At 43.2% G+C, this 19,173-nt stretch carries 13 protein-coding genes; 7 read left to right on the top strand and 6 right to left on the bottom strand.

Annotated features, from left to right (window positions below; genetic code table 11):
* Window positions 1–2 precede the first annotated feature (2 nt).
* Window positions 3–1,118 (top strand): DUF6371 domain-containing protein, encoded by a 1,116-nt coding sequence (locus H8744_RS06185; protein WP_004292742.1) that lies wholly within the window; start codon window positions 3–5, stop codon window positions 1,116–1,118.
* Between the two features lie 282 nt (window positions 1,119–1,400).
* Window positions 1,401–2,804 carry a hypothetical protein gene (locus H8744_RS06180; protein WP_004292734.1) on the top strand — a complete coding sequence of 468 codons (1,404 nt, stop codon included), beginning with the start codon at window positions 1,401–1,403 and terminating at the stop codon, window positions 2,802–2,804.
* 92 nt (window positions 2,805–2,896) lie between these two features.
* Here the strand turns inward: H8744_RS06180 and H8744_RS06175 are convergent, their stop codons facing one another.
* Together H8744_RS06175 and H8744_RS06170 are read right to left on the bottom strand one after the other, a co-directional pair.
* A complete protein-coding gene (locus tag H8744_RS06175) occupies window positions 2,897–3,862 on the bottom strand; it encodes an extended-spectrum class A beta-lactamase CfxA4 (RefSeq protein ID WP_057280848.1) in 966 nt (321 codons plus the stop codon).
* A gap of 185 nt (window positions 3,863–4,047) precedes the next feature.
* The gene (locus H8744_RS06170; RefSeq protein WP_008777670.1) at window positions 4,048–5,109 is read right to left on the bottom strand and encodes an IS5-like element IS1169 family transposase; all 1,062 of its coding nucleotides are present in this window, start codon (window positions 5,107–5,109) and stop codon (window positions 4,048–4,050) included.
* Between the two features lie 916 nt (window positions 5,110–6,025).
* Here H8744_RS06170 and H8744_RS06165 point away from each other — a divergent pair.
* Window positions 6,026–7,804 carry a leucine-rich repeat domain-containing protein gene (locus H8744_RS06165; RefSeq protein WP_369411057.1) on the top strand — a complete coding sequence of 593 codons (1,779 nt, stop codon included), beginning with the start codon at window positions 6,026–6,028 and terminating at the stop codon, window positions 7,802–7,804.
* Window positions 7,805–7,815: 11 nt separating this feature from the next.
* Window positions 7,816–10,395 carry a fibronectin type III domain-containing protein gene (locus H8744_RS06160; RefSeq protein ID WP_262434009.1) on the top strand — a complete coding sequence of 860 codons (2,580 nt, stop codon included), beginning with the start codon at window positions 7,816–7,818 and terminating at the stop codon, window positions 10,393–10,395.
* 92 nt (window positions 10,396–10,487) lie between these two features.
* Here H8744_RS06160 and H8744_RS06155 read toward each other — a convergent pair whose 3' ends face one another.
* The 4 genes from H8744_RS06155 to H8744_RS06140 all read right to left on the bottom strand — a co-directional run bounded on the left by H8744_RS06155 (window position 10,488) and on the right by H8744_RS06140 (window position 14,443).
* The gene (locus H8744_RS06155) at window positions 10,488–11,405 is read right to left on the bottom strand and encodes an Rpn family recombination-promoting nuclease/putative transposase (RefSeq protein ID WP_262434008.1); all 918 of its coding nucleotides are present in this window, start codon (window positions 11,403–11,405) and stop codon (window positions 10,488–10,490) included.
* Window positions 11,406–11,519: 114 nt separating this feature from the next.
* A complete protein-coding gene (locus H8744_RS06150; protein ID WP_262434007.1) occupies window positions 11,520–12,485 on the bottom strand; it encodes a phosphatase PAP2 family protein in 966 nt (321 codons plus the stop codon).
* Window positions 12,476–13,483, bottom strand: a complete 1,008-nt coding sequence (locus H8744_RS06145; RefSeq protein WP_262434006.1) for an NAD-dependent epimerase/dehydratase family protein — start codon at window positions 13,481–13,483, stop codon at window positions 12,476–12,478. The genes H8744_RS06150 and H8744_RS06145 overlap by 10 nt, the downstream gene beginning before the upstream one ends.
* 45 nt (window positions 13,484–13,528) lie before the next feature.
* A complete protein-coding gene (locus H8744_RS06140) occupies window positions 13,529–14,443 on the bottom strand; it encodes a cation diffusion facilitator family transporter (protein WP_262434005.1) in 915 nt (304 codons plus the stop codon).
* Between the two features lie 315 nt (window positions 14,444–14,758).
* Between H8744_RS06140 and rnr the strand changes: the two genes are divergently transcribed.
* Genes rnr through H8744_RS06125 form a run of 3 tightly spaced genes read left to right on the top strand, consistent with a single transcriptional unit; the run spans window position 14,759 to window position 19,161 of the window.
* Window positions 14,759–16,900: a ribonuclease R gene (gene rnr, locus H8744_RS06135; protein ID WP_262434004.1), complete on the top strand. Its 2,142-nt coding sequence runs from the start codon at window positions 14,759–14,761 to the stop codon at window positions 16,898–16,900.
* Window positions 16,901–16,918: 18 nt separating this feature from the next.
* Entirely contained in the window at window positions 16,919–17,401 is a 483-nt protein-coding gene (locus H8744_RS06130) for a pyridoxamine 5'-phosphate oxidase family protein (RefSeq protein ID WP_262434003.1), read from the top strand.
* Window positions 17,402–17,445: 44 nt separating this feature from the next.
* A complete protein-coding gene (locus tag H8744_RS06125; protein ID WP_262434002.1) occupies window positions 17,446–19,161 on the top strand; it encodes a helix-turn-helix domain-containing protein in 1,716 nt (571 codons plus the stop codon).
* Window positions 19,162–19,173: the final 12 nt, after the last annotated feature.

Raw genomic sequence — 19,173 nt, 5'->3', positions numbered from 1 at the left:
CTATGGGCAATTATTCATTACAGAAGTATAAAGGAACGGCAACACGGCATACCTGCCCCAAATGCGGAGACAGGCATTCTTTCGTCTATTACGTGGACGAAAATAATGTGCCGTTGCATCCATCGGTCGGCAGATGTAACCACGAAAGCGGTTGTGGGTATCACTACACTCCGAAAGAGTATTTTCAAGAGCATCCTGAACACAGAACTACCAATGATTTCTCTTTTGACAGGCAAAGAGCAGAGCAGAAGAAAGTGAAGCAGCAAAGTAAGCCGACAGCCATCGGCTATATTCCCCCTCACTATGTGGAGAAGTCGCAAAGCGAGCGTAGCAATTTCTTCCGTTTCCTCTTCACACTCCTTACTTCCTACTATGGCGACAAGGCGAAAGAGGTGTTGAAGCGGTTGTTGGAGGAATACCGTTTGGGGGCTACCCGTGACGGCTCTGTTATCTTTTGGCAGATAGACAGGACGGGCAAGGTACGCACGGGAAAGGTGATGCAGTACAATCCCGAAGACGGACACCGTATCAAGGGAGGACAGACATCGGCAGTGAACTGGATACACAGCATATTGAAAAAGCAGCGTGTGTTGGCAGAGGATTGGCAACTATCCCAATGCCTTTTCGGGGAACACTTGTTGAAAACGCATCCCGACAAGGTGGTGGTCTTGGTGGAATCCGAGAAGAGTGCCGTTATCGGTTCTGCTATCTTCCCCGATTATGTATGGCTGGCTACGGGTGGTAAGAGTCAGATGAGAGAAGAGAAACTCCGTGTACTGTCAGGGCGAACCGTGCTTCTCTTTCCCGATGCCGATGCTTATGCCGAGTGGAAACAGCGAGCCGAGAGCATGTACTTTTGTAAGGTGGTGGTTTCGGACATCATCGAAAGGAATGCCACCCCGAAACAAAAAGAAGCCCATATCGACATAGCCGATTGGATTATCTTTCAGATACGGGAGGGCAAGGTGATGAGTACAGCCAACCACTTGGTCGAGGCTGAGAGAATCCTCCAGCGGATGATAGAGAAGAATCCCGTCCTGCAAAAACTGATAGACGATTTAGACCTTGTGCTGGTCGGTGCATCTCCAATCGGCAACGATGATGAAAAACCTCCCTGACGGAGGAGAGCGGAAGCCGTAGGCTGGAGTTTGCAGACAATGGCTTGCCATTGATATAGCCCACTATAACTACACGCTCCGCTTACGTAGTTGTGGGCTCTCCCGAGGGGATTAGGGTTTTACCCTAATGACCCACTCAGGGCGTTTCTCCCCTGAGAACCCAGAGCAAAGAGTGACCCTCTCTTTGCAATCTCCGCTTATGGGTTGCACCCCTAAGAACCCCATGCGTTTACGGACAGCGGAAAAGCAAACAATAAAGTACAAACCAAAAAACAAGTATCTATGGCAACAAAATCAAGCATACATATCAAGCCCTGCAACATCGCATCGAGCGAGGCTCACAACAGGAGGACTGCCGAATACATGCGCCACATCGGAGAGTCCAGAATCTATGTCGTTCCTGAACTATCCACCGATAACGAACAGTGGATAAATCCCGACTTCGGCAGTCCGGATTTGCGGATGCATTATGACAATATCAGACAGATGGTAAAGGAAAAGACCGGACGTGCCATGCAGGAAAAGGAGCGTGAACGCAAAGGCAAGAACGGTAAAATAGTCAAGATTGCGGGATGCTCCCCCATACGTGAAGGAGTGCTGCTTGTCAGGTCGGACACCACACTGGCAGACGTGCGTAAATTCGGTGAGGAGTGTCAAAGACGCTGGGGAATCACACCGCTGCAAATCTTCCTGCACAAGGATGAAGGGCATTGGCTGAACGGTCAGCCGGAAGCGGAAGACAGGGAAAGCTTCAAAGTCGGGGACAGATGGTTCAAGCCGAACTATCATGCCCATATCGTTTTCGACTGGATGAACCACGAAACAGGAAAGAGCCGAAAGCTCAATGACGATGACATGATGCAGATGCAGACCCTTGCATCCGACATCCTGCTGATGGAACGCGGGCAGTCAAAGGCTGTCACTGGTAAGGAGCATCTGGAACGGAACGACTTTATCATTGAGAAGCAGAAAGCTGAACTGCAACGCATGGATGCAGCCAAACGGCACAAAGAAGAACAGATAAATCTTGCCGAGCAGGAACTGAAACAGGTGAAATCAGAAATACGCACTGACAAGTTAAAGAAGACAGCCACCACGGCAGCGACAGCCATAACTAGTGGAGTTGCTTCTCTTTTCGGGAGTGGAAAACTGAAAGAACTGGAACGTGCCAACGAAAAACTGCAAGACGAGGTTTCAAAACGGAACACCAATATTGAAAAATTGCAGAGCCAAGTACAGCAGATGCAGAAACAGCATGATACGCAAATCCACAATCTCAGAGAAATGCACAGGCAGGAACTTGACATGAAAGAAAAAGAACTGTCACGGCTCGCCAGAATCATAGACAAGGCTTTCAGGTGGTTTCCGATGTTCAGGGAAATGCTGCGCATGGAAAAGTTTTGTGCCATGCTGGGATTCTCTAAAGAAATGACTGAAAGTCTTATAGTCAAAAAAGAAGCCCTGAAATGTAGCGGTAAAATCTATTCCGAGCAACACAGGCGGAACTTTGATATAAAGGATGATATTTTAAGGGTGGAAAATGACCCTGACGATGAAAGCAGGCTGAACCTGACAATAAACAGGAAGCCGATTGCCGACTGGTTCAGGGAGCAATGGCACAGGCTTAGATATGGAGCAAGAGTGCCGCAACAGGAAGAAAGAAAAAGTAGAGGATTCAAATTATAATAGAAGCAATTTGATTAGTAATCTAAAAGCACTCCGATAACGATTAGAGTGCTTTTAGATTGTTTATCATTAATTATCAAAGCAAGTGCAGTTTAAGATTTTACTGAAGTTTGCATTAATAAAGAATATACTACAGCTGATATATGCGCAACATATTGTGACGCTTGTGATTCATTTCCCTTGAAATCCTTAACAAATACCGCTAAGGTATAACTGATATTATTAGGCAGACATATATAGGCAACATCATTGTGAGCTGCAAGAACACCATTTTCATTAACATTACCTGAACCTGTCTTATGCGCTATAACAACCCCTTCTTTATCAAGAAGTGGAGCTGCTATCCTATCTACACCTGTTTTGCATTCTTTTAACGTATTCTTAATGAAACTTTGTTTCTCATCATCGATAAGACCTTCAGTAAACAAACGATTCATCAACATTGCAGCACCAAGAGGAGATGTATAGTTAGAGTAAGCCTTGTTATGGTCAGCCGACATTTCCTCTTCCGTATAAGCTATCTGAAAACTTGAACGAGGAATGAGTGTGGCTATAAAACTATCTGTTTGAGCGACATTAACCATATCCTTAAACATAAGGTTGCTTGCATTGTTGTCACTCTGAGTAAGAGTATAACGCAGCAAATCTCTCACTGTCAATGATATGACTGGCCCTGAATAATCTTTCAGCATAGGACTCCAAGTCTTTGGGTCAAGTTTATCCCTATTTATATTTACTAAGGTATCAAGTGAAATTCCTTTATTGTCAAAGTCATTACAAAGAGCTAATGCCTGATGAACCTTAAACACACTCATCATAGGATAAACACTCTTATTATTGACCTTAACCGTATCTCTGTTATTAACAATAACCGCCACACCAATTTCGCCAGGACAAGCTGAGACAATTTGAGAAATGCTATCAGTCAAAACATTTGTTAAAGGAGGATTTGCGCTATCTTTTGTCGCTGATTTATGGAACAATGAAAATACCAAGATGAAAATGCAAACTAAAGCTATACTCAAAACTACGATTTGTTTTTTTCTGTTTTTTTCCATGTTTATATTATTTATAGGTGAGTTCTATCAATTCAATTTATCCTCTTGTATCAGACAGCAGAACTCTTTAACTGCCCAATTTGTGAGCTTTAGTCTTGCAAATTTAGCGAATATTTTCTACCCCCCCCCGATTTTTACAATAATTAACTTGTGTTTGTTGTAAAAATTGGATGTGCAGGCATAATTCACCCCAACAACTCAGGTTTCAGCCTGATTATTTGCGTGTAACGACTGATGTTATACACAAGACTGGTGAATGCTACATTGGCTTTAGCACGAATAAGCCCTACTGTACGCACCACAAGTCCACGCATGGTTTGTTCCTCAAACCCGAATACATGCTCGACAAGGCAACGTGTCTTGGATTTTTTCCTATTGTCTGATTTCTGCTCCTTGGTAAGCGGACGGTTACGGTAGCCCTTTTCGCAAATTATCGGATTCATCTTATGCTGTTTTACAATCTCCTCTTGTCCGACATAACCGGCGTCCAAATACAAGTCCTTGCCTTCGTCTTTTTCATCCAGCAGTCCTTCAAAGCCTTTGGAATCATGCACTTCTGCCGACGTGGTATCATAAGAAAGTATGATCTTATTGCGTTTCTCAACTTTAGTATGCTGCTTGTAGCCGTAAAAAGTCTCATCACGCTTCTTTGTCCAGCGGGCATCTACATCCTTGTGGCACTTCTTGTGGGGATTGTCATTCCACAACTTATCACCCGCTCCCTGTTTTATCTGCTCATTTTCATCACGGGTGTTACGTTGGCGAGGGGCAATAACAAAACTGGCATCAATGATGCGACCCTCATTGAATTGCAGACCCTTACTTTCCATGAAACTATGAAATTCCGAAAAAAGCTTGTCATAAACGCCTGTATTTGTCAGGAGTTCGCGATACTTCCACACCGTCTTCTCGTCAGGAACATCGTCAACACATTCAATACCAAGAAACTTGCGGAAACTCGTACGGTCAACTATCTGATACTCTATCTGATGGTCACTCAAACCATAATAACGCTGAAGAAACAAGACCTTGAACATCAGCACACAGTCTATCGGCGGACGACCGGCATTACTTTTGCGCTCTCCGGTAAAAAGGGCTGATTCAAGAGTAGGACGAAAGATCTCAAAATCAACATACTGAGACAACACTTCAAGAGGATTGCCCATTTCATTCAAACGCAATTCACGATTCTCTGACTCAAATAGTTGATTATAACGAAGCTTACGGTATCGGGATAACTTGTTCATTATAAAATTCTTATTTTCTGCAAATTTACGCTCTTGGAACCATATAAACAACTGTACTACAATATTTTAATTTATAGAACTCCTCTATATTTGTTTGACGAGAATATCTTTATTTGCCGACAAAGGTACATAACTTTACGGAAAAATATGTTTCTAAAATATATAAATAGACAGCTGTGGGGAAAATGTGGGGAAAAATTAGATAATTAAAAAGGCTAAATGACTGGAAATAATCACTTAGCCTTTTAATCCGTACCCAGACCCGTACTTCGTAATTGCTGCGCCCATCATTCAAGACTGTCAAATCGGGTCTTTCCTGTCAAGCCAATGATGCCTATGCGTATGCCAAACACATGGATTACGGATTTCTCGTTCCGTGAACAAACACTTTATCCGCAACTCTGCTATGTGGTGTATTGGCTTAACTCCATTTCTATGGGCAACACTTTTGTTGCAGATTTCAAGCAGCTTTTATCGAAATACCCATCAGTAAGAACTCGTTTATTAGGCTTTCCTCATAATTGGGAACAAGAGCCTTTGTGGAGATAAAATAATTGCCCTGTTTCTTAAAAAGCACTGGGGCAAACCAGCTCCGTCTTTAATTGTTTCCAATAAATGGATTGTTTCAAGCCCCTATAGAAAGAGAACAAAAATTCCTGTGTGAAAATTAATCTACGACAAGGAGCAAGCAAGGAGCAATATCAAACAAAAATCAATACCTTTGCAGTACATATGAGATAGACCAAAACAAAAGTGGAATATCGGAAACGAATAGCAAGGAAAAGAGAAGAAACGACCCAAGTTGATGTCCTTTTTGAGTTAATAATCAATAAAAGCGTTAAATCTTCACCTTTTAGAATGTGCAATTAAAAATAACAACCATATTTCTGACTTATTATCTATAAAATATTGAGTAATAATCGGTTGTAAATACAGTTATTGTGACACATTGGAAACCGTCACTCTGCCTTCTACAATAAATCATATCGGAGTGGCTGCCTTCGCCTTCTCCAAATTAAAATCCATCACTATTCCGGAAGGGATTGATAGCATTGCTGCGGGCATGTTCCAGGGGTGTGAGAAACTTGAAACAGTACAATTGCCTGCCACTGTCAAACAGGTCAATGGAAAAAAATCTTATAATCTTAGATATTACAGTTATAATGAATATAGTAAAAAATGGAATTATGAAACACGACAAATCCAACAGTTCGGTGCCTTCTCCGAATGCAAGAATCTAAAAAATATCCAATTCCCCGAAAAGGTTACCTCCATCGGAGATTATGCATTTTATGAATGCAGCAAACTTCAGTCCGTTTCGCTACCACAAGCCACTACAGTCGGATCTTATGCATTCTCCGAATGCAGAAAACTTCAGACCGCTTCATTGCCAAAAGTGGAAACTATTTGGGAAAATGCATTCTCCTCCTGTGGAAATCTTACCGAAATCTCTTTGCCTGTAACTAAAACTATTGGAACATATGCATTCTACTACTGTAGCCAACTAAAGAAAGTTCATTTAGGCCAAATTACAGATATCGGTGACCAAGCTTTTCAATATTGCAATAGGTTGACATATCTTCAAATACCTGCAACCTTAAATACAATCGGTTCAGGGGCCTTTGGCTCTTCTGAGTTCACCTCAGTAGAATGGAATGCTTCTATCGAAATCCCCGCAAACACATTCCGTAACGTCCGTTACCTGTTTATTCCCGATGGCATAACTGGTAATAATGCAAATGCCACCTATATCATCCGCAACGGCATAGCCGATACATTCACCGCAGAAACAAGCAGCCGCCAAGAAGAAGATAATAAATGGATTGAGGTTTACGAAATCCCCAAAGCCTTCAAAGCTAAGAAAGCCACATATAACCGCCGCTTTACCCAGACCAGCGGAGTAGGAGAAGCAGCCGGATGGGAAACCATCGTATTGCCATTCGATGCAGATAAGTTCATTTATACCGGTTATTCTTACGATAGTGGTGAAAATATTCCTTTGGCTCCTTTCGGCAGCGAAGCGTTGCAAATTGAAGGCACTCGCCCGTTCTGGCTGTACGAGATGACCACGGAGGGGCCGAAAGCTGCCATGACCATCGAAGCTCACAAGCCTTACTTGATTTGTATGCCGAACAATAATAAGTACCCGAACAGCAGCAATATCTCAGGGAATGTTAACTTCATTGGTGAGGATGAAACCAACGGTGTACTTATCAGTGAAACCGAGGGAAAACTGCAAACAGCAAAAGGGAAAGACTATAACCTTGTTCCGACTTACCAAACTGTACAACAAAACGAATCGGTCTATCAGCTTAATATTGGTAATTGGTATGATGAATACAAACCCGGAAGTGTTTTCGTGAAAAATGGAGGAAGCATTCAGCCTTTTTATGCTTATGCCACTCCTGCATCGAACCAAGCTGCTCAAGCTCCTTTCTTCAGCATCAGTTTCGGTGACGGAGGAATTACCGGACTTGAAGAGGAACTGCTAATGGCTCCCGACAAAGCAGTCAAAGCAACTTCTAACAACGGCATACTTTCGATCGAAAGCAACAAAAGCCGTATAATCAACTTGTATGATGCAGCCGGCCGCACAATCCGTACCCTTGAGTTACAAGAAGGAACCAATACCGTGACCGATCTGGAAGACGGCATTTATTTCCTCGAAGGACAAAAGGTGCTGATTAATCATTAACCGATAGTTCTATGACAAGTATGAAAATAAAACAATTTCTAAAACAAACCTTATGGTTCGTCCTCTTCTTGCTCCTCATAGCAGGATGCGAAGAGGATCACGAGCCAATGGTATATCCCCCTACACTGGTCACCAGCCAACCTACAGGACTGACACGCTTTGAAGCCATCCTCACCGGGACGGCTGTGAAGAATCCTGCCAGTGTCGCTGAGTGCAAAATAGGATTTCTGGTATCCGAATCGTCCACTTTGACATTGGAAAATGCCGTAGAGGCAGTAGCCTCCACAGAGAACAATAACCAATATTCAGCCGTCATCGAAGGTCTTCAATCCGGAAAGACGTATTACTATTGCATCTATGCCAGTAGCGGCACGAGCATTGCCAAAGGAGATGTACAGGAGTTCCAAACGCTTTCGAGTGTACCACCCGTATTAGGAAGCACTACGGCCTCTGAAACAACCGAGAACAGCGTATTGCTGGGCGGAGAGTTGAGAGATAACGGAGGGCATGATGTCACCGAACGAGGGTTCTGCTACAAAATATATACAAAAGAAGGTGACGAACCGACCGAATATGATAAGAAGGTGAAAGTAGCAAAAGACGCGAAAGCTTTTACTGTGACGGCTACCGAACTGAAACCTCAGACTACGTACATAGTACGGTCATATGCCGTCAATCAAAAAGGAACGGGATACGGTACAAGCACTACGTTCATCACGCAGGAAGAAAAAAAGCCACGGATCGTCTGCGAAGCAGCAACCGAAGTATCCGCCACTACCGCACATCTGACAGTCTCCAACGTGGATGATTGCGGTTTTGAAATCACCGAACGCGGGTTCTGCTTCAGCATCGAAAATCCTACTCCGACAACAGACAACCTGAAAGAAACCTTGGAAGAGGAAGATGACTTCCGCATTACGCTGGAAGCACTGAGTGAAAATACAACGTACTATGTACGCGCGTATGCCGTCAACGAAAAGGGAACGGGCTACAGTAACGCCATCGAGTTCACAACCCAAAAGTTACAGAAAGCGACACTCGGTCAACCACAGATAACGGATATCACCTATACTACCGCCAAAGTTTCCGCCACCAGGGATGTACCTGCCGAAACGGAAGTAACGGAACAAGGATTCTGTTATAGCAAGCTCTCTACCCATCCGGGGATAGACGGTGATCATGTCACCTTATCTAAGGATCAGACAACACTTTCGGCAACATTGACATTGGATGAAGGTACACGTTATTACATCACTGCTTACGCAATCACACGGGACGGAACTTACTATAGTGCCGCTGCGCAATTCAGTACCAGCCAAACCAAGACACCCACTCTTGAAAAACCCGTTGCCGGTGGAATCGATGAAACATTTGCCACGATTACAGGGCAAGTTACCAATAACGGAGGTGCAGACATAGACGAAAAAGGCATTTGCTGGAGTGATGCTTTACATGCTCCTACCGTAGGGAATCTTAAACTGGAAGACTCTTCCGAAGGGAGCAATATCAACCTTCGCTTGACCGATTTGAAGGCCGGTACGCAATATTATGTAAGGGCATATGCCCACAATAAAAACGGTTACGCATACAGCGAAACAATGGAGTTTACTACAAAGCAAACTTATAAGCCGACCGTGGAAGCCCTTTCTTTCAGCAACATTTTTGAGACTACTGCACAAGTGACGGCAGAGGTAAGCAGTGATGGCGGAACACCCATTACCGGACAAGGAGTTTGTTACAGTACCACAACATCGACTCCGACATTGGATGATTCCAATGTAATCGCTACCTTGAACGGAACTACGCTCTCAGCAAATCTGGATGGATTGGAAAAAGGGACTACCTATCATGTCCGCGCATATGCTGAAAATAAGAATGGCATCAGCTATAGCCCGGTACGCGACCTAAAAACAATCAGGAACAGCGAACCAACCGTAGCCGCTTTACAAACGACAGTCATCGGTGATGACCATGCCACATTACAGGCCACCATTGCAAGCAACGGTGGATTGGAAATCACCGAACGCGGCTTCATCTACTCACAGACCATCGCTTCTCCTACATTGGACGATGAAGAGATAACGATACTGAAATCTACAGACAAGACGGATATCTTCAGTGCCTCCATGAAAGGATTACCTTACACTACCCTGTACTATGTACGTGCGTATGCTCGTAACAGCATCGGAGTGGCCTATAGCTCGCCTATCTACTTCACTACCATCACCAGCTATGTCCCTTCTCCGAACGCACCTTCCGTAGCGACAGAGAGCATTACCGCGCATGAAGCCATCGTGACCGGGAGTATCGCAAATGACGGAGGGGCAGAAGTCACCGAAACCGGTTTCTGGTACAGTCCGAATGCCACCTCTGAAGCATCGGAAAAAAATGGTATAATGGTAAAAGCCTCCCCGACAGATGCCAACGCAGAGTTCAGCTGCAAGCTTGAAAAATTGGGCACATATACTTATTATTATGTCCGCACGTACGCGCGCAATAAAAACGGTATCGCCTTCAGCAGCAGTTACGCCACATTTACAACGCTTCAAGCCGATCCGGACGCGGGAGACAATCCTACTCCGGATATATAAACGGGTATGAAAATAAAGCAAACGACATGAAAATGAAATCTCCCCCGGCAACCTGTAGAATAACGGTCGACCGGGGGAGATTCAAAAAACACTTAAGAGTTTTCGATATCTTCTTTTGATAATCCTGTCAAATCTATAATGTCTTGAATAGACAGGCCTTTTAGTTTCATTTTATGTGCTATAACTTTCTGACCTTCTACACGACCTTTTTCTAGTCCTTGTTCCAGTCCTTCTTGTAATCCTTTTTGCAAACCTTCCGTTAGTCCTTCCGCATGTCCTTCCAATTTGGCAGAACCTAATACATCATTTTGTATCATTATAGCATTGACATGTTCATCATACGCATGACGTTCTTTGGGAGACATATTATAGTATTTGAGTTTCTCCCTCGCCTCTCCAAGTCCGGGAGCCTGAGTGTCTGGCTTGATAATACCGGTTTTCAAATACTCTATCCACTCTTCCAATGGGGTAACAGCTACTTTGTTGAACTCATTGACACGAATAAGGAAATAGTCAGGAAATACCTCGGCTGGCATTTTAGGGACAATGGCATTCTTCTCTTTAGTATTTACAATCAGCAAATCTTTTGTATGCACACCTACAAATTGGTTCTGCCCATGATACAAGTAATCTTCTCCTTTTCCTATATCGAAGTAAAGAATGCTGATGGAATATATCTTTTTGACTTCCTGATAACTTTCTCCTAAATGAATATGTTCGGTAATGGCCTTCGCCACTCCATAAAGTATACGTTCAAGATAATACAGCTCGCGCGTGTTCTGTATCTCTACAATAACAATTTCCCCCTTACTGTTTTTGGCTTTGATATCCACACGGTTGAATTTATCATCTATGTCGATTTGATTACTTTCGCTTTCGAGTATTTCCACTATTTCTATCTTCTCGCCTATGAGTACGGTGAGAAATCCTTCAAGTACACCAAAGTTGGCTTTATGCCGCAACAGACGTTTGACCGCCCAGTCAAAACGAATATACTGGTCTTGATTCATTCTACAATCTCCTTTCTTCTACTTTAATTCTTCAAAGATAACCAATTTAAACGATTCAATCCTATTTCCGTGAAACAAAATTGAATACAAGAAAAAGAGATGTAAACAGAACCGTTACTTAAACATAGGGACAGCAAACCATTTCTTGTACATTTTCGTAACAAGTACATACAAAATAAATGCTGAAATGAATCCTGCGATGGCATCTATCAGGTAATGTGCCTGAATATAAACCGTGGCACAACAAAGCAGAATGTAAAACGGCATCAGTATAGCAAACAACCATTTGCTGCCACGCCATGCCATGATCATCAATAGGGTGGAAATACCGACATGAGAACTGGGGAAAGCTGCCGTAGGTCGTTCACCTACTTGTTGAGAACCTTCCACGAGGTTATAGAAGAATCCATGCTGATATCCCGGACCGGGCAATAATTCCTGATGATGATTGAAATAATCGCCAATAGCACAAAAGACTCCCTGGTCGACACGATCCAGCCCGATGGCCGGGAAATAATATTGTGGACCGGCAACTGGGATGAAAATATAAATCAGATAATAAATGAAAAAAGAGGTAACCAATACGAACGAGAGCTTCTCAAACAAATCGAAACGGAAAATGAAATAGAACATCGTAACGACAAGAATCATCGGATAGTAAGAGAAGTATCCCATGTTAAACGCTTCACTAACCCATTGATGGGGCAACAGGTAGCAGAAATGAAGAGCCGGTTGCGTACCGAACAACCATTGTTCCACCGAAGCGAAAATATGATCGAGATTCGGGAAGAAACGGTTGAACTCATATGTATCCGGATACCAGTAAGAGAGTAAACTCATCTGGACGGCAATACGCACAAACGCGGAAAACTTGCAAGGAGCCAGACGGTACAGGTACATCAAAAGAAATGTCATTCCCGCTATCATCGCCCTATCCAGCAACATATGCCAAGGATGATCCATCCGTTGGAAAAGGAACAGAATCAATATGGAAGTTAACAGATTATATATCAGTGTTACCTTCTCAACTGCGAACAGCCCCTTTCGGGATTCTACACGTTTAAATAAATCTAGAGCCATCCTTCATTCTTATACCAAGCAATTGCCTCTTTCACTCCTCTTTCCAGATCGTATTCCGGTACGTATCCTAATTCCTTCATCGCTGGAGTGATGTCACATTGCCAGTTTCTTTGTTTCATTATCTTATACTTATCCGAATTCAACGTACTGGGCTTCCCGAAACGGGCAGCAATGAATTCAGCGAGCAAAGATACTACTTTAAGGACAATTAACGGGCATTTCATGCGAATAACAAACGGATTCCCCAATTCTTTTTGTATCAAATCGGAAAAAGTACGGCTTTTATATACGTTTCCATCCGACAAAAAGTAAGCTCGACGGGACACCTGTTTCTCAATTCCGAGAAAAACGGCCTGCACAATATCCTTCACGTAGACGAAAGTCAAATCCTGACGTTTGAAGCCAACGGAGAAATCCATATGCCGGGCAATGGATTTCGCCATCAGGAAGTAATCCATCTCACGAGGACCATAAACCCCGGTCGGACGATAAAAGACATAAGGGAATCCGGGAACGCTCTGTATATACAATTCGGCCTTCAGCTTGCTCAATCCATAAGCGGTATTCGGCACAGGTATGTCTTTTTCGCGTATTGGACGGTAGTCCTCCTCATGAATCGGTCCGAAAACACTCAGTGTACTGATATAGATGAACTGTTTCGGAACCATATTCAGTTCCTTCAACGTATCGATAAAATATTTCGTTTGCAGATAATTGACAAGTTCGAACTCCTTCTCGTCCCGGCACTTGGTCAAGCCGGCACAATGGACAATATAATCGAACTTATTGTACGTGCCTTTATGACCTGACAGCTGTGCCCGCAACTCGTTAGGATGTGCAAAATCCAGTTCCAGAAAATGAATCTTACGGCTGCGAAGATATTTCTTACTGCTTGTCGAACGGATACCTGCCCATACACCGAATTTTCGCTTTAAAGCCTCTTCGACTATAAAGCTACCGATAAATCCGCTTGCTCCTGTTACTAAAATACTTTCCACAATACCCTATTTTTTACTTACCACCCTCTCTTAATTCTTTTCTCTTCATTCTATCTTCTCTCTTTTCACCGGTTCCACATGTATTCCCACATGCGTCCCCTTGCCGAACATTTCTCTCAGTTTATTCTCTATTTCGGTTGCAGTATGATGGGCTTCATTCAAAGAAATCCCACCGTCCATGCGTATATGCAACTCGATAGCATATTGACTTCCGATTCTCCGTGTACGGAGATGATGGGGTTGGCTTACTCCGGGAAACGACAATACCGCCTGTTCGATCTCCTTCTCGACCTCATCCGGCAAAGACTTTTCCAACAATTCATCCACACAGGGGATGAGCAACTGTATAGCCACCTTTATAATGAAAATACTGACCACTACTGCCGCTATCGGATCAAGGACTCTCCATTTGTCTCCCAGCAATATGGCTCCACCGATACCGATAGTCGTACCTATGGACGAGAGGGCATCACTCCGGTGATGCCAAGCATTGGCCACTACTGCCTGAGAATTGAGTTTACGCCCTTTGATGGCAGTGTACTGATACAAAATCTCTTTCAATACAATCGAAACCAAAGCTGCCACCAACGCCAACATACCCGGTGCTTCAAGCTGCTTGCCATGGAAAACACCGTAAATGGAGGAAGCCCCGTTCCAAAAAATTCCAACTCCCACGCCTAGCAACAATATCCCGATGATGGCAGTGGCAAGCGTTTCATACTTCCCGTGCCCGTAATCGTGATCTTTATCTTCCGGTTTGTTAGAAATACGCACAAAGACGATCACTATGATATCCGTAACAAAGTCCGATAACGAATGAACCGCATCGGCCAGCATTGCAGCACTATGTCCTGCAATTCCGGCAAAAAACTTAAAAACCAACAGCAGGAAGTTGACTACACTTCCCACAATCGTTACTTTATAAATTTCCTTTTCCCGGGAAAGCTTTTTAGCTTCCATTTTGTTATTTTATTAATCAACAGTGTGGCAAATGTACATGAAAATCTTGAATTATTAATATTTAATCATTTACTTTGTATCAATATAGCATGGTAATAAAGAATCAAGCGGGTATAAATGGATCTCACAATGAGCTTGAATACCCATCCTGTCAGATATAGATACCCATCGCGACAGGTGTTAATGGCCATCGTGATAGGTATTAATAACCAGCACGCTGGACATTAATGGTCAGCACGCTGGATATTAATACCCATCAAACCCGTTTGGAAACCTATCCTTTATTATCATAAACAACTTATAACTTAAAACATTATGGCGAAAAAGAAAGAAAAAAAAGCCGGTAAGCGAATGAAGAAAAAAGAACTGGCACATGTGGTATTGGATTTCTTCCATGACAGGCAGCAAGAGGCCATCAGCCTAAAATATCTTTTCGCGGAACTCCACCTTACAACACATCCGCTGAAGATGCTCTGTATGGACATCCTGGCAGATTTACTGGCAGACGATTATATTACAGAAGTAGAAAAGAACAAATACAAACTCAACAACCACGGCATCGAAATGGTAGGTACTTTCCAACGAAAGAGCAACGGAAAGAACTCGTTTGTTCCCGAAGGCGGGGGCGACCCGATCTTCATAGCCGAACGTAACTCCGCCCATGCCATGAACAATGACAAAGTAAAGATCGCTTTCTTTGCCAAACGCAAAAACCATGATGCGGAAGGAGAGGTGATCGAGATCCTGGAACGAGCTAACGACGTCTTCGTGGGAATACTGGAGGTAGAAAAGTCTTACGCCTTCCTGGTAACGGAAAATCGTACTTTGGCAAATGATATCTTTATCCCGAAGGATAAGCTAAAAGGAGGTAAGACGGGAGACAAAGCAGTGGTGAAGATCACGGAATGGCCCGACAAAGCCAAGAATCCTATCGGTCAGGTAATAGACATCCTCGGCCGAGCCGGAGAAAACACGACTGAGATGCACGCCATCCTTGCCGAGTTCGGTTTGCCATATGTCTATCCGCAATCCGTAGAAAAAGCAGCGGACAAAATCCCAGTCGATATCACTCCGGAAGAGATCAATCGCCGTGAAGACTTCCGCGGAGTAACCACTTTTACCATCGACCCGAAAGATGCCAAAGATTTTGACGACGCACTCTCTATCCGCAAACTGAAAGACGGCCTGTGGGAAGTAGGTGTACACATTGCCGACGTAACCCATTATGTGAAAGAAGGGGGAATCATCGATAAGGAAGCCGAAAAACGTGCAACATCCGTTTACCTGGTAGATCGCACCATCCCGATGCTGCCGGAAAGACTTTGCAATTTCCTCTGTTCATTGCGTCCGAATGAAGAGAAACTGGCATTCTCCGTCATCTTCGACATCACCGAGAAAGGTGATGTAAAGAGTTCACGAGTCGTTCATACCGTGATCTATTCCGACCGCCGCTTCACTTACGAAGAAGCTCAGGAAATCATTGAAACGAAAGAAGGGGAATACAAGGAAGAAATGCTCATGTTGGACACCATCGCCAAAGCGTTACGAGAAAAACGCTTTGCAGCCGGTGCCATCAACTTCGACCGTTACGAAGTGAAATTCGAAATAGATGAAAAAGGCAAACCCGTCAGTGTCTACTTCAAGGAATCGAAAGATGCCAACAAGCTGGTGGAAGAGTTCATGTTACTTGCCAACCGTACGGTAGCCGAAAAGATCGGGCGTGTGCCTAAAGGCAAAAAAGCCAAAGTACTGCCTTACCGCATCCACGACCTGCCCGATCCGGAGAAACTGGATAACCTGAACCAGTTCATAGCCCGTTTCGGTTATAAACTGCGTACCAGCGGTACGAAAACGGACATTTCGAAATCGATCAATCACCTATTGGACGACATTCAAGGAAAAAAAGAAGAGAATCTGATTGAAACCGTTTCTATCCGTGCCATGCAAAAAGCGCGATATTCCACACACAACATCGGCCACTACGGACTGGCCTTCGAATATTATACCCACTTTACCTCCCCTATCCGCCGTTTCCCGGACATGATGGTTCATCGTCTGGTCACCCGGTACATGGATGGTGGAAGAAGTGCTTCGGAAAGCAAATACGAAGACCTTTGCGACCACAGTTCGAACATGGAGCAGATCGCAGCCAATGCCGAACGTGCTTCCATCAAATACAAGCAGGTGGAATTCATGAGTGAGCGTCTCGGTCAGACTTACGATGGCGTAATCTCCGGTGTAACGGAATGGGGACTTTATGTCGAATTGAACGAAAACAAATGCGAAGGCATGATACCGATACGCGACCTGGACGATGATTACTACGAATTCGATGAAAAGAATTATTGTTTACGCGGACGGCATAAGAACCGTATTTACAGTCTGGGTGACGCGATCACAGTCAAAGTGGCGCGTGCCAACCTTGAGAAAAAACAACTTGATTTTGCACTGGTATAGAAATTGACCCTATCATCCATGAAAACCATCGTTATAGAAGACAAGCAACGGGTAGAAGAAATCATCTCCCGTTGCGACATCTGCTTTGTCGGCATCACCGACCTGGAAGGTAATCCATACGTAATTCCCATGAACTTCGGTTACCGGGAAGGAGTCATCTATCTACATTCCGGCCCGACCGGCAGCAGTATAGACATGTTGAAACGTAACAATCACGTATGCGTTACGTTCAGTACCGACCATGAACTAGTATTCCAACATCCCAAAGTGGCTTGTAGCTACCGTATGAAAGCAAAAAGCGTGATCTGTCGCGGACAGGTAAGTTTCATTGAAGACATGGACAGCAAGCGGGAAGCCTTGAACATCATCATGAGTCACTACAGCAGCCGTGAATTTATCTATTCCGACCCTGCCGTGAGAAATGTGAAAATCTGGGAGATCCCGATCGATAGCGTGACGGCTAAAGAATACGCAGCCCCGCATGATAAAGCTAATCAATGATAAGATTTTTATGACCCGTTCAGGAATTATACACGACACACAACATGAAATGGATATATGTTTTACTCTGCCTGTTATCTGTATGTACCGGGCTTGTCGCACAAGATAAAATCGGTTACGATACTTTATTGAACCGGGTCAACCGCCTACCGTCAGAAGAAATCATCAAATTAGGCGATGATTATCTGAAAGGGCAACATATGGATACGGCCATCGTACTCTACTCTATCGCTTTCAGCCGATATAGCAACGATGCAAGCGAAGAAGAGAAGAAATTCTGTGCCATCGGCTACCTAAAAACAGCTAACGTGTACTATCTGCAAGGTAACTATACAGGTGCTTTGGAATTATATATCAAAGGCCTGAAGATATACGAATCTTGCAAAGATAAAACAGAACTGATGCGTTTTTACAATAACATCGGAAATATTTATTGCATATTTGCCGACTATGAGAGAGGAATCAGTTATTATGAGAAAGGATACGCTCTTTGCAAACAATATCCAAACAAAGAAGTGGAATATAACCTTCTTACCAACCTTGCCGGAATATGCTGCTTCACGAAGGATATAGAGAAAGCTAAAAAATATTATCTGAAAACAGAAAAGATGAAACAGCCCAATGACACAATAAAGAACTATATGTCTATATTCAATTGGGGATTAATCCTGGTAAGTGAAGGAAAACTAAGAGAAGCCATGCAATCCTTTCATCGCTCGGTGGATTTTGCCCAAAGATGCCAAATGAATTCCGAATATCTGTGTACGGCCTATCAACAGTTATATGAGGCTTTCAAACAAATAAACCGGGAAGATTCGACCATATATTATCTACACCTGTGTAACGAACTGGCAGAAAAGAATAACCAGACTCATCTCTTTATACAAACTCTAAAAGATTATTCGGTTTACTACGAGAGAAAAGGAAATACCGAAAAAGCACAATATTACAAAAGCAAGTACTTAGCAATCACGGACTCTATCTATAATGTACGTGAATTCAACAAGGTAAAGAATACTCAATTCCTCTATGAAATAGGTAAAACAAATAAAGAGATTTCCGATCTGCACGCCGAACAAGAGATGAAGGAACAGAAAATCAAACAACAGCAAAGAATACTCGCTGGCATTATTACAAGCCTCGTCATCATTTCTTCATTATTGATATTAGTATATCAGCAAAAAAGAAAAATACAACGTTCCTATCGAGATTTGTTCAACATAAACCGGGATGTGGTAGTTTCCGAAAAGTACAATAAAAACCTACGTTTGCAATATGAACAAAAAATCAGTACTTTGCTAAACGAGCTAAGCCAATATAAAGATCAAGAAGCCGGAAGTACAGGTAAACAGATTGACAACCAAACTGATTCGAAATATCTTACAAGCAAACTGAACGATAAACAGAAACAGGCATTGGCAGAAAACATCCGGTATATCATGGAGAATACTGATGCCTTCTGCAAGGATGATTTCACACTCGAGAAATTGGCTTCAATGGTCAATTCAAATTATAAATACGTATCCCAAGTTATCAACGAAACCTATCAGAAAAATTTTAGCAACTTTATTAATGAATACCGTATACAGGAAGCACGCATCCGACTAATGGACACTACCCATTACGGGAACTATACGATCCAAGCTATTGCAGAAAGCGTAGGATATAAATCGCAGTCCACTTTCATCAATGCTTTCCGGAAAATAACAGGCATTCCTCCTTCTATCTACCAGAAAATGGCTAAAGAACAGTGTGATTAATTTTCAATTCAT

The organism is Jilunia laotingensis (assembly GCF_014385165.1).
GTDB classification, from domain to species: Bacteria; Bacteroidota; Bacteroidia; order Bacteroidales; family Bacteroidaceae; genus Bacteroides; species Bacteroides laotingensis.
The sequence above is the reverse complement of the archived record's forward strand: the minus strand, read 5'-3'. Positions and strand labels throughout refer to the sequence as shown.